This is a genomic window from Longispora urticae (assembly GCF_053902585.1).
Window position 1 is genome coordinate 1 of record NZ_JAQZSH010000050.1, and the last position, 12,054, is coordinate 12,054.

At 63.8% G+C, this 12,054-nt stretch carries 8 protein-coding genes; 3 read left to right on the forward strand and 5 right to left on the reverse strand.

The features are described from left to right. Positions 1-71 precede the first annotated feature (71 nt). The gene (locus PT931_RS33630) at positions 72-491 is read right to left on the reverse strand and encodes a hypothetical protein (protein ID WP_456249750.1); all 420 of its coding nucleotides are present in this window, start codon (positions 489-491) and stop codon (positions 72-74) included. A gap of 571 nt (positions 492-1,062) precedes the next feature. Here PT931_RS33630 and PT931_RS33635 point away from each other — a divergent pair. Further along, positions 1,063-2,070: a S1 family peptidase gene (locus tag PT931_RS33635; protein WP_456249751.1), complete on the forward strand. Its 1,008-nt coding sequence runs from the start codon at positions 1,063-1,065 to the stop codon at positions 2,068-2,070. Positions 2,071-2,329: 259 nt separating this feature from the next. Here the strand turns inward: PT931_RS33635 and PT931_RS33640 are convergent, their stop codons facing one another. Next, positions 2,330-2,875, reverse strand: a complete 546-nt coding sequence (locus PT931_RS33640) for a hypothetical protein (RefSeq protein WP_456249752.1) — start codon at positions 2,873-2,875, stop codon at positions 2,330-2,332. 194 nt (positions 2,876-3,069) lie between these two features. Then, positions 3,070-4,128: a hypothetical protein gene (locus tag PT931_RS33645; RefSeq protein ID WP_456249753.1), complete on the reverse strand. Its 1,059-nt coding sequence runs from the start codon at positions 4,126-4,128 to the stop codon at positions 3,070-3,072. Between the two features lie 889 nt (positions 4,129-5,017). Here PT931_RS33645 and PT931_RS33650 point away from each other — a divergent pair. Beyond that, positions 5,018-6,067 (forward strand): tyrosine-type recombinase/integrase, encoded by a 1,050-nt coding sequence (locus tag PT931_RS33650; RefSeq protein ID WP_456249754.1) that lies wholly within the window; start codon positions 5,018-5,020, stop codon positions 6,065-6,067. A 39-nt stretch (positions 6,068-6,106) separates the two neighbouring features. Here PT931_RS33650 and PT931_RS33655 read toward each other — a convergent pair whose 3' ends face one another. Further along, positions 6,107-9,160, reverse strand: a complete 3,054-nt coding sequence (locus tag PT931_RS33655) for a hypothetical protein (RefSeq protein WP_456249755.1) — start codon at positions 9,158-9,160, stop codon at positions 6,107-6,109. 172 nt (positions 9,161-9,332) lie between these two features. Here PT931_RS33655 and PT931_RS33660 point away from each other — a divergent pair, with 172 nt between their 5' ends. Then, the gene (locus PT931_RS33660) at positions 9,333-10,712 is read left to right on the forward strand and encodes a PIN-like domain-containing protein (protein WP_456249756.1); all 1,380 of its coding nucleotides are present in this window, start codon (positions 9,333-9,335) and stop codon (positions 10,710-10,712) included. A 171-nt stretch (positions 10,713-10,883) separates the two neighbouring features. Here the strand turns inward: PT931_RS33660 and PT931_RS33665 are convergent, their stop codons facing one another. After that, positions 10,884-11,948: a tyrosine-type recombinase/integrase gene (locus tag PT931_RS33665; protein WP_456249757.1), complete on the reverse strand. Its 1,065-nt coding sequence runs from the start codon at positions 11,946-11,948 to the stop codon at positions 10,884-10,886. Between the last annotated feature and the right edge of the window lie 106 nt (positions 11,949-12,054).

A 12,054-nucleotide genomic window follows, 5' to 3' on the forward strand; every position in this document is an offset into this window, starting at 1 on the left:
ACGGCCGTGGGGTGCCTCCCGAGCTCCAATCGGGAGGCACCCCACGGTTCCCTCTTCGCCGCAGTCGCGGGTCAGGGGTAGTACTGATCCGGGCTGTAGGCGGTCATCAGCCAGGCGCCCGACGGGGTGCGGAAGTCGACTTCCACCCACGCCGAACCCGAACCATTCGCCCCCGTCGACCAGGCCCCGTACCGGCCGAGCGAGGCGGTGCACACGGTGCCCATGCGGCGGTAGTCCCAGCCGTTGATGACCACCCAGACCGTGGCCGTCCCCGACGGGGCCACCCCGTTCCAGGACTGGACGTAGAAGTCGGTCACCAGAGTGCGGGTCGAGCCCCGGTAGGACAGGCACGGCCTGGCCCCGGAGTTCGTCCAGCAACCACCACCCGAGGCATCGGTCCCGGGTTCCGCCGCCACCGCCACCGGCGCGGCCGTGAAGAACATCGCGAGGGTGGCCAACAAGCCCACCACCATGCGGGATGCCACCTTCATCACTCACCTCCCCATCGAGCCCAGGGCCGTGGGTGACCCCGGTCTAACCCAGGGTAGATATAGGCGAGTGTGAATTATCAGGGTGTTTCAGTGTCCGATAACAGTCCCGAAATGTGCGCATCTGACCCGCTGACTGGCACAAGCGCGACACGTCGCGTCGAGGTTGGCGCCGCGCTGTAAGGGCGTACTGCCAGCGCAGACGCTACTGAGAAGCGGCGGCGCGAGCCGAGGTTGGTACCGCAGTTCCAGGAACATGCCGCTCACTTGCGCCAGTGGTCGACCATGCGATGCTTGATCCGCTGGCGAGGGTGGTAGCAGTCTGGTGTGAAACGGCTGACTGCGCAGTAGCCGCAACCAGCTTCTCCGGCCGGTGAGGGTGGTTCGTGTTCTCCCCTCGACATACCGCGACGCCGACGACAGTAGAAGCCACAGTCGACCTGGTCGAATTTGGGGTTCAGTCATCCAGGCGAAGGTGGGCGGGAAGGTCGACGAGAACGCGGGCTGTGTTGCGTAGCTTCCCGCATCCTGATCGGATGGTGCGATGGACACGGAAACGGCTCGGCTTCTATGTGTGGAGTATTCTGCCGCAATAGCCTATGTTGCTGTAAAAGACTGCAATGGTATCGATGGGATTGGCTCGGCAGTACATGTCGGCGAAGGCGTCTTTGTCACCGCGCGACATGTTGTTGAGGGAAAGGCTGTTACCGCTGTAGGGTTCCCGGCCGCCGACGCCTTCGGTGACGATGTGGAACTAAAGTTGATCTCCGGTCCGTTTTATCACTCCGACGAGCGAGTGGATGTCGCAGCGTTTAAAGTCGCTGAACCTGGAGATAGGTGCCCATCTGTGATTCTGGGAGATCAGATGGATGACGATCCGATCGACGAAGAATATCTTCTACTGTCAGAAGCCATCGTTATGGGGTATCCTCCGATTCCGTTCACGGTAACGCCAGTACTAATTGCGGCGAGGGCTGAAATTAATGCCGTCATCAGCCGCCGCGACACTCCCAATCTGCATTACATACTGTCCGCAATGGCAAGGGGTGGTTTTAGTGGAGGGCTAGCGTTATCTGAAGCCGGGACCGCACTGGGGATCATTACGAGCAGTCTCGGGCAAGCTGGGCAGCCGGCAGAATTGGGATATATGGCCGTGGTTGGCGTGGAGCCAATCTACCGGTGTCTGGCGGAGCACAAACTTTTGCCGGAGTGTCAGGAGGAGAGATGGTTTGATACTTGGAGTCAAGAGCCGACCTTCTACTGGATCCAAGAGGGCGAAAATTCTTGGAGAGGCACCGCGTCGGTCTCAGTCTTCGACAACAACCGCCGCTTGTATCTCGTGGTCACCTGTATCGAATCGCTTGAGAAGCACTGTGAAGCAAAGGCAGCCGCGCTGGACGCTCTGAGTGGATGTGACATCGTCGTAAACGAACTTCGACAGGGTGTAGTCCGAATCAATATAGTTGGTGACCTCGAAATGTCCCGGGCCCAGCTAGTGGAAGCCGCTAGGGCGGCGGCCCAAGTTTTTGCGCAAGTCTATGAAACTGCGCCTTTCGATGGACCGCCGTCCTGGCTCGACTAGCCAGGGATTTCTTGGAAATTGCCGAGGGAGTTCTACTAGTCGTTCGACCTGAGTCGACCTCCGTGTCCACGCGGTTCAACGGTAGTAATGTCGATACCGGGTCGCGTGCTAACGAGTATGGCCAACTCGACGGCAGCGCCTGTGCTGCAGGTCAGGCAGTGCGCACCGACGACGCGGTTCATTGCCTTGCCCGCGCCGGCTGCATCCACCAACGTTGGGGTCCGAGGAACGCGCAAGTCCCGGTGCCGCACGCGGTACTTCAAGGTGCCGCGTCGTCGCCGGCAAGGGCGTCCCGAAGCCGCTTTCGGGTGTCGGTGACCCTGGTCGGGTACTGCCACAGCCGCCGTCCTGGGTACAGCACGCCGAGCACCGCGACGCTGAGCTGGGCGATCTCCCGTCCCTGCTCGGTTCGGGGCCGGCGGGAAAGCACGATGCCACGGACAGCGCTGGTGTAGTCGATCACCGTCTGCTGAACCGGTCCCCCGAGGTAGGAGCCAGCGAATCGGCCGATGTCATCGACGAGTGTGCGCGTCAGGTCATCGCGCAGCCGTAAGTACACGCGGGTCTGCTCCTCGCGGAGTCGATCACGGAGTTCAGGATCCAGATCGCGTGGTAGCTCGACGACGGCGTGCTGCGCGGCGATGCCGATCGCGGTGATCGTCGAGCGCAACGTCTCGCGGGTGGTGAAAGTGGCCTGGATTCGGGCCTTGCGGGCCTCCAACCGGGGCTTGAGGAGGAAGTCCACCACAAGCGCGACACCGGTTCCGACGCCGGCGGCCAGGAGCGTGGTCTGCAGAGGTGTCAATGACGCGGCTTCCGTCTGAGCTGGGCCCCGTGGGGATGAGCGCCGTCGAGTACGGCGACGCGACGTCGGCGTGACACAGGCATCCCCCCGGGCAGGGACGATCAGTCTATCGGCGTGCGGCTAGCGTGCTCGGCGACGATGGCGGTGGCAGACTTCGCGGCTCGTACGACGCACTCGTAGGCCGAGTTCCAGGCTTAGTTGTCGGCGACCAGGGTGGTGCGTCGCGCGGCATGGTCGATGTTCATCGGTACGAAGCCCTCGTGAAACGCGAACCCTGATCCTCTGTCAATCTGCCCGCCGCTGGGAGGCGTGGTCAGGGGATGCCTGAACCCGATGACTGAGTTTCTCAGCATTTGGTCGGGCGTCGGCTCCAGCGGTACCGCCGGATAGGGGGAAATCTGTACTTCGCGGCTGTGGAAGTGCGTCGCTGCGGCAACGTGGAACATTGCCCCGTAGGTCAGCGCTAACATCCACGCCTCCGCCAACACGGTCGCAGGCTTCAACCGCAGTGTGGTGACCTCCAGGCCCTGCTTCCTGCCGTTGACGGTGCGTGGCCTAGACAGGCAGTCCAGACTGATCGAGTCGATCAGATCAATGGCCCCCTCGGCGTTCAGCGCGCTGAGCGGTACCGTGCCGTCCGGGTTGAGTGGCCCCTCGACGAACGTGACCCGAAGATCGTCACGCGACCTCACCGCGAGCCCGTGCTTGAGCTTGTTGTGCGCGGCGTTGACGTCGATGTCGTCACGATCCAGCAACTGCAGGCCATGGCACAGCCACTCCACCATGAGCTGCGCCTGAGTCATCAACTCAGCGGGCGGGGAGTCGCTATCCTGCCAGCCGGGCCGCAGAACAAGCCCAGGAAACTCCTCCCTACCCGCATCGGAGGCAAGGCGCGCCATCGCCGCCTCGACCAAGTGGGATGTCATCCGTGGGCCATCGGCGATGGAGGCCCACAAGCAGGGCGGCGCGGCACCGCCGCTTCGCACGCCGATGGTCAGCGCGTGGTACAGCCGAACCAGAGCCTCGGCCGCATGATGACGAACCGCGAGGGAGTCGATGGCAAGCTGCTCCGCCCGGGCTGAGTCGCCGATGCGCAAGACCTCAGATGCGTCAGCGAACCCGAGCACCGCAGCGAAGTCCGAACCCAGGTCTTCATCGGCGCAGGCCGCAGGCACCCTTGATGAAGCGAGCAGCGAAGCGATCCGGGACGCGAAGAACTCGAACGGACGCGCTGTGTAGAAGTCGTCGTTCAACTCGTGAACCTGATCGGCGGTGAGGCCTGGGCCCCGCGAGTTGATGAACACCTTCAAAGTGTCGGGGCTTGCGGGGCTGTCGTACAGCGAGTTGCTGCTCCCTGCCCGGGTGGACTTCGACCACACGATCCGAGCCAGCCCGCCGTCCAATCCAGCGGCGGCTCCTCAGCCGACTTGGCCGACCTGCGACCACGCGCGCATGCACCCGGATGCTCACACTTGCTCCCTGTCAGCGGACGCCCCAGCGCGGAAGCGTAGCGATCATGAACAGCACCCATGCTGCAGATCCCAGACCAATCGAGGATCAACCCGAAAGCGGGCAGATCGAATTCGCGCGCAAGACCGGCCGATGGGAGCGCGTCTCGCCGGGACGCCCTCCCGGAACGGGCCTCAGGCATGCAACGCACTCTCGTGGGGAACTGAGCACCAGCGCCTTGGTTGCAGGCCTAGTGCCCCCCACTTATCGTGCACCCCTGACCGGGGACCCGCCCGGGGAGTCCGGAGCACACGACCAGTTCTCGATCGCGTGTCTGACAGGGAAGACCCACTGGCTCGATCTGCACTACACGGTGACAGTGATGGACCGACACGGCCGACTTGCCGACAGTACGCCCATCAAAACGCTGGGTTGGACGTCGGGAACCGCAATACAGATCATTGCCCGGCCAGCCAACGGTGTGCTCCTGGTCCGCAGGGAAGGCCCACTCCAGGTCACCAAGCAAGGTCATCTACGGCTCCCAGCACGAGTTCGCCACGACTGCCGGCTCCAGGGAGGCGATCGCCTCTTGATCGCCGCAGCACCACAGCATGACCTGCTGCTCGCATACACAGGCCACGCGCTGGAGTCCATGATCCGAGACTTCCACACCCGCTTTGACAGTGACGCCCCATGACCTCGCCCGCGGAACTGGAAGCGGCCCGGGTGATCCTCGCCCGGATGGGCATCGACCCACAACCGCTAATCGGCGACGCCAGCACCACCCGGCCCATGCCCACCCTCGCCGAATACATCGGCAAGGTCGCACTGGCCGTCTCCGACGCAACCGCCGGCGTGTACGACACCTACTGGCGAAAAGTGATCGAGGTCTGGGGCGACCGCCGCCTTGATGAACCCACACCGCTGGAGATCACCCAGCTCGTCGAGCACGTCAAGACCGACGTCATCGTGCGCCGCAACACCCGGGGCGGCCGATCGGCCGCAGAACACCTCATCGGCGCCCTGCGCTGCGTCTATCGCTTCGCCGAGGACGACGGCCTCATCCACGAACACAACAACCCCGCACGACGAGTCCCGAAACCCCGCCGCCTGGCCAGCAACCGCCGAGCGCTCCTAGACGCCCAACTCCACGAGATCAACACCACCGTCGCAACCACGGGCAACGACCCACACCTCGACACCCTCCTCATCCGAACACACACCGAGACCGCCTGCCGCCGCGGCGGAGCACTAGCCCTGCGTCCATTCGACCTCGACGAAGAGAACTGCCTCATCCGACTCCGAGAGAAAGGCGGAACCGAACGCTGGCAACCCGTCTCACCCACACTCATGCACCACCTCACCGTCCACCGAGACGAACGAGGAGACGGGGACCCCTTCGGCCCGCTCCTGCGCTACAACAACGGCAGCCCCATCACTCATCGCCGCTATGACCACCTGTGGGTCAGAATCGGCAAGCACCTGCCCTGGGTGGCCGCGCAACAGATCAGCACCCACTGGCTGCGATACACCACGCTCACCTGGGTCGAACGCGTTTTCGGGTATGCCGTCGCCCGGCCCTACGCCGGGCACAACGGCCGCCGAGAAATCGGAGCCACTGCAACCTACGTCCGTGCAGACATCTATGAAGTCGCCCTCGCGCTGGCCACGCTCACTGCCGAACCACACCCTCTCGCGCGCACCACTGCCACCGTCCGCCAATCTCGGACTAGCGATGGGTAGTCCGAGGCGCTGGAGACGTGGGGCGACTGCATTCACTGGTCAATTCCGTTGGCGGGGCCACTGATGGGGGGAGTCGTCAGTCCAAAATCCGTACCGCTCGGCGAGGATTGCCATGACGGCGTCGGTAGGCGTGTCACCGTGGTGAAGTTGGAGATCCCAGTGCCGGAGGCTACTGAGAGCTGCTCGAATGATGGCCTGATGCATGGCGTCTGGGGTGAGTTGTGAAGGGACGATGCGGGGGTCCTCGGGCTGCTCTTCGCGATGTAGCTCCTGAAGGATTTCCTCTTTGAGGAACGAAGCCATTTCGGCGGTCAAGGCACCGTGGCGGGTGGTCAGCCGGTGGTTGACGGTGATGTTCATGATGGAGACCAGTAGGTGCCAGTCTTTCCAGCCCTTGTCGCGTAGCTGCTGGAACAGGTTTCGCGTGCCTTCCTCGGCCAGGAGGGCGGGCAGCGTGTACCGGATGGGGATGGGCAGCAGCTCATACCTTTCGGCGATGATCTGCTGGGCCTTGTTCGGCTCGTAGCCGGGGCCGGGGCCGGTGGGCGGGGTGAGGTGCGGGGAGCACCAGTGGGGCTGGGGCAGCCCCACTGCGAACAGGGGCTTGTGTTGGTGACCTGCCAGCGGCGGTTCTTGGCTGGGTCGGAAGTTGGCGAGTTCGTGGTAGGGCCGGCCGATTTCGACCTTGTGGAACACGCCGTTGCGGGCGGCCTGTTCCATGAGCTCGGCGAAGGACTCCCTCGAGCGCAGGGAGTTTGCGGCCAGGACCTGGAAAGCGAGTCCGAGCACGTGCTCACGGCCGGATTCGAGGTCGTCTGCGTGCGGCTCGGCAGCCATGTGCAGGAGCCAGAAGCGGCAGCCGTCTTTGACGAGCGTCTGGGCGGTGCGCGCCGGCTGGGCTGCGGCCGGGTAGGTGCGGATCTCGATGTTGACGTCGTGGGGGAGATGAACGCTGTCGAGGGTGGCGAACTCGACCAGCAGGATCTGCAGGGTCGAGGCGAAGTCCTCCAAGGCCAGCACCGTGGGTTGGCTATTGTCGCAGTGGATCTTCCAGTAGGTACCCAATGCGTGGAAGGTCAGCCAGCGTCGGGGGCCTGCGTCTGCGAACGGGAGTCCAGTGCGTTCGGGCAGCCAGTCCAACCACTGGTCTGTGGTGCGGACGGCCGCGCTTTCGGTGGTGTCCACGAACTGGCGAACCAGGCCGTCGAGGTGTCCGCGGCCGAGCAGTTGCCAAAGCGTGTCTTCGAACTGTGGCCGGGTTTGGCGGGCGATCAGGATCGTCGTCGCCTGCTGCGTCGCGGCGTCGAGCAGCAGAGGGTGTTCGGTTAGGTCCCCACTGTTGGGGGCGTAGGCATGATGGGCAAGGCACGCGATGGAGGCCAGGTCCGCAGAGGCGATCCAAGCGCCGCAGTTGTGGTCGTAGCCGGAGGCGGCGAACAACCCGATGGGCACCAGGTTTCTGTCGTCGGCATCCGCGCTTGTTCTGGCAAGGGAGGCCAGCGCGAGCGCGTACTTCTTCGCTGCCAGGTACATGCCCAGGTCGGCATAGATGTCGGCGATGCCGGCGAGCACTCGCAAGGTGCCGGGCAGGGTGTCGCCGTGGAACCAGTTGACCTTGGCGTTGTGGAACTCTCGTAGCGCTTCGAGTGGCAGGCCGTCCTTGACGAGGGCGGTGGCGCGTCGGCGACACTTGACGGCGACGGCGGCTTCGCCTTCCTGGCGTTGCACTGCCGCGTCGAGGCCGTGGCACACCTGCCGGTACAGCGGATGTCCGCGCAGACTCGGGGCGAGCAGGTCGATGATGGTCGCGAAGGTGTCTATGGGGTAGGCGGGTGCCTGCGGGAGTAGGTCGGCGAGTTGCGTGAGCCTGCGCATCCCGCCGTCGACGTCGACGAGGGGAACCTTGCCGGTGTGTCCTTGGAGTTCACCGCTTTCCAGCGCGGAGATCAGCTGGGTGTGGCGTTCGTCGAGGTCGTCGAGAGTGACCGTGCGACCGTTGGTGGTGATGTCGGAGAAGTCGACGTGGAAAGCCAGGTGAGCCGCCACTTGGAGTAGGCCGGCGTGGTTGTTGGGGCCGGATGGTTCTTCCAGGAGTGTGTCCAGGTGGCGTCGAATCGGCGGAAGCCAGGTCGAGATCTCGCTGAGAGGGATGTCGGTGTGTCCGAACAGCGCCGCGGTGGCGGTGACCTGGAACAGGATGCTGGCGTTGAACAGGATCGTTGGGTCCCGCGTCGTGCTCACGGTGGCGGCGAACCTGCGGACGAGGTCGTCGATGGGTCGGAGGTCGGCTTTGGCGTGCGCGTGGGCGGTCGCGGACTCGTAGACCGACATCAACCAGAAATCGCTGCCAGGGTGCACTCCGTCGATGAACACGCGCGTCAAGCTCAGCCAGCTGTCGAGGTCTTCGCGGGCGGGGCCCGGCCGCTTGGCGTGCCGAAGGCCGCGCCTGAGTTCCACGAAGTCGCCAAGGTTGGACGGCTGACGGTGAGGTTCGTGCCAGAAGGCGCGTAGCTCGGCGTACCAGCCGGGAGTCTCCGGATCGGGGCTCGGCGGAGGGGGAGCCAGCTCTGACGGCAGGCTCAGGTACTCCTCGGCGATCCAGTACAGGTCGGAATCTGCCAGCAGTTCTGCGATCGCGGCCCGGTCTAGGATCTCCACGGCGACGTGGTGGTTCTGCTCGCCCCAGGTGATGATGTCGTGGCGCAGGCCCGTGGGCAGGTTCTCGGTCGAGAAGATGTAGATCCTGTCGACCGGTGTTCCCTGCGTGCAGATGCCTTGGATGTCGGCTTCGAACTTCGCACGCAGCCGGTCCTTCTGGATCGTGCAGGCGAACACCACCGTGTCTTCGGCGGCGAGTCCTACGTACCCGATCGAGAACCGCAGCTCGTTCTGTAGGTAGGTGTGGAAGGTCTCGAAGTCACGGCTCTGGTCACCACCAGCCGAAACCGGACCGGTTGCTGGCAGGACGTTGCTGGCGATGCGCCGTTTCGCCAGATGCCTGCACAGATGCTCGAACTGATGGTGCCCGTTTTCGGCGCCGAGATTTGCCAGGGCATAGCTGATCAACTTTGCGATCTGTACCGGGCTAGCCACCAGCGGCCTCCTCATCTGAAGGTGTCATTGTGCGCCTCAGGCCTGACACCGGCGGTACCCTCATGGCACTTCAGGCGTCGGGCGCTGAGGCGACCCTTTGGTGCCGGGTCTGCGCGCTGGTGGGCAACGGGCACACGAGTGTGGGGACAGGGGTCATCGATAGGCTTGCTTCATGCAACCGCTACCGCCGAGGCGTGTGATGGCCGAGTTCCCGGGCTGGCAGAGCGCTGGCACTCATGACGCCCGAGAGTTCCTCCAGCGCGGCTACCTGGTACTTGACGCAAATGTGCTGCTCGCCCTCTACAAGATGCCGCCTGAAGTCAGAGCCGAGGTGATAGCTGTCCTCGAAGTCTGTAGGGACCGGTTGTGGGTGCCACACCAGGCGATTCTGGAATATCGCCGGAATCGCCAAAAGGCTGTGCTGGACAATCTAGCGGACCTCACCGAAGCAAAACGAGCGTTGTCTGAGGCTCCCAAGGCGGTGGCGGAAACAATACAGACTGTCGTCTACGCCATCGACAAGCTGCGAGGCGTCGCAACGAAAGAGCCGACCCCATGCGTTGATCCGGATGAGATCAAGACAAATGTGCGGGAATGGCTCAGCGCGGCTTCGGAAGAACTCAACCGATTGAAGGTGGACTACGGACTTCAGCCCGACAACTTGACTGCTGTCGACGAAACGCTGGATGAGCTACTGACAGGCCGCTTCGGCGAGCCGTACCCGCCGGCCCGCCTGCGGGAGCTGGTTGAAGAGGCCACAGCCTTTCGCTACCCCAACAAGATTCCCCCAGGCTACAAAGACGACGACAAATCCACCAACCTTCGGCGGGCTGGGGACTATCTCGTTTGGCGGCAGATCCTCGATCATGTCAGCTCCGCCCGGGAGGACGACCGGATGGTTCTCCTGGTCACCAATGATCAAAAGGAGGACTGGTGGGAGCACGGCAAGAAGAAGGAGCGCCGCGGGGCTAGGCACGAGCTCATTCAGGAGGCGCATGAACAGGCCCGTGCAAAACTTCTGCTGCGCACCCTGGATGAATTCCTAGACGATGCCCGGCACTTCCTGCAGGTAACAGTGTCTGAGGTTGCCGTCGAGACTGCCCGCGCTGTGCGGCAGGGCCCGGCGGGCCCATTGCCTGCCAGCTGGTGTGACCCTTCCGCACCGATCAGCCTCATGGAGTTGTCCCACCGAGAATTCGAACATCTCGGCTACCACCTTGCAGATCGGATGGGCTACGAAGTTGATGTCCCTGACCTGATGCCAGATGACAGGGGCTATGACTTTCTGGGCGCCGAGAAGGACCCTGCGGGTGCTCGCCGCATCATCTTCGAGGTCAAGAAGGGCAGCTTCCCGCTACCTCCAGCTGCCCTTCAACAGCTCGTAGGCGCGATGCATGTTTCCAACGCCGACGCGGCCGTGCTCATCACCAACACGACGCTGACTCGAGGGGCAGAGGCACTGGCGGCATCTGTAACCGGGCTCCGCGTGATTGACGGGCCTGAGCTTCTGCGAGCATTGGCGCTGTTCACCGACGTGCAGGCACAGCCGTAACAGTGGTCCGAGGCCTGGCTGGACCCGCTGGGCGCATTCGGCATCGAAGTTCGGTTATGGCCAACCGGCTCTACCGTCGTGGTGCGGCACTGGTCTGAGTAGCCGATCAATGCCCAACCACTCGGGCCGTTCGTTCTGGCGCTTGGCGAACCCCAAGCGCCAGAACGCTACCTACGGCAGTTGCGGGGTGGTAGGTGGCCCGCACGACGCCCACGGTGCCAAGGGGTGCGGCTCGCCGGTCAAGGCGGCCAACGCGGCGGCGATCTCCTCAAGGCCCGCTTTGACATAGGTCATGGTGCTGCCCATGTCGCCGCTGGTATCGCCGTGGCCTGCGAACGCCTTGGCCACGGCGTATCCGAACGTCCGCTCGACCCAGGTGAGGATCGTGTGACGGATCCAGTGGGTACTGATTCCCTGGACCGTCACCCATGGGAGGTGCTCGCCGATCCGCAGCCACAGATGGTCATAGCGCCGATGAGTGATTGGGCGACCGTCCATGTAGCGGAGCAGTTGACCTGCCGCCGGGGCTTTCCGTTCGGACGCATGCGCCACCAGGTGCCTCATCAGCGTCGGCGAAACCGGCTGCCAGCGCTCGGTGCCGCCCTTCTCCCGCAACCGGATCAGGCATTGCTCGGAATCCAGATCCATGGGCCGCAGAGCTAGTGCTCCACCTCGCCTGCATGCCGTCTCCGTGTGCAGGCGCAAGATCAAAGCATCCAGCTGGGGGTCGGTTCCAGTTGTCGACGCGACCCGGTTGATCTCCGTGAGCCGGTCATCGGGCAAGGCCCTTCGTGTCGTTTGCAGCCTCCGTGGCTTCGCGACCTTGCTCGCTGGATTGTCAGACTCAGAGATCAACCCGTTGGCTACCGCCCGCTTGTACAGGCACCGCATCGCACCGATGAAGTGCTCCACCGCGCTGCTGCCATCCCGGCCGTTGCGCCGCTGGACACGGTTGGACCGGATCCTCTCGCCCAACGCTTCGATCTCCAGCGGCGTGGGCTCATCGAGGCGCCGATCGCCCCAGTACTCGACCACCCGGTTCCAATAGGACCCGTACGCCTTCAGAGAGCCCTTGGTGACCGCGCCAACGACCTGTGGAACAAACTCGGCGAACGTGGGAACAGTCGGCCGCATTTCAGCGGCCCCTGCAATGAGATCCGCCGGAGTCAACCCGAGCTTTGCCAGGAGAAGCAGCGCGGCATCGACCTCAAGCCGGCCAGTAGTGTCCTCAGCCATCAACGTCACCGCCGAACGCACGCCGAAGCGACTCCATCACCATCGACTCCAGCGCGGCAGGTGGAACCACAACGAGGCGTCGGTGCTGAACCTCGGCCACGATCAG

Bases quoted from the DNA above. Each gene is read 5' to 3' on its own strand.
- PT931_RS33630 (WP_456249750.1), bottom strand. From the start codon at position 491: ATGAAGGTGGCATCCCGCATGGTGGTGGGCTTGTTGGCCACCCTCGCG.
- PT931_RS33650 (WP_456249754.1), top strand. From the start codon at position 5,018: ATGACCTCGCCCGCGGAACTGGAAGCGGCCCGGGTGATCCTCGCCCGG.
- PT931_RS33660 (WP_456249756.1), top strand. From the start codon at position 9,333: ATGCAACCGCTACCGCCGAGGCGTGTGATGGCCGAGTTCCCGGGCTGG.
- PT931_RS33665 (WP_456249757.1), bottom strand. From the start codon at position 11,948: ATGGCTGAGGACACTACTGGCCGGCTTGAGGTCGATGCCGCGCTGCTT.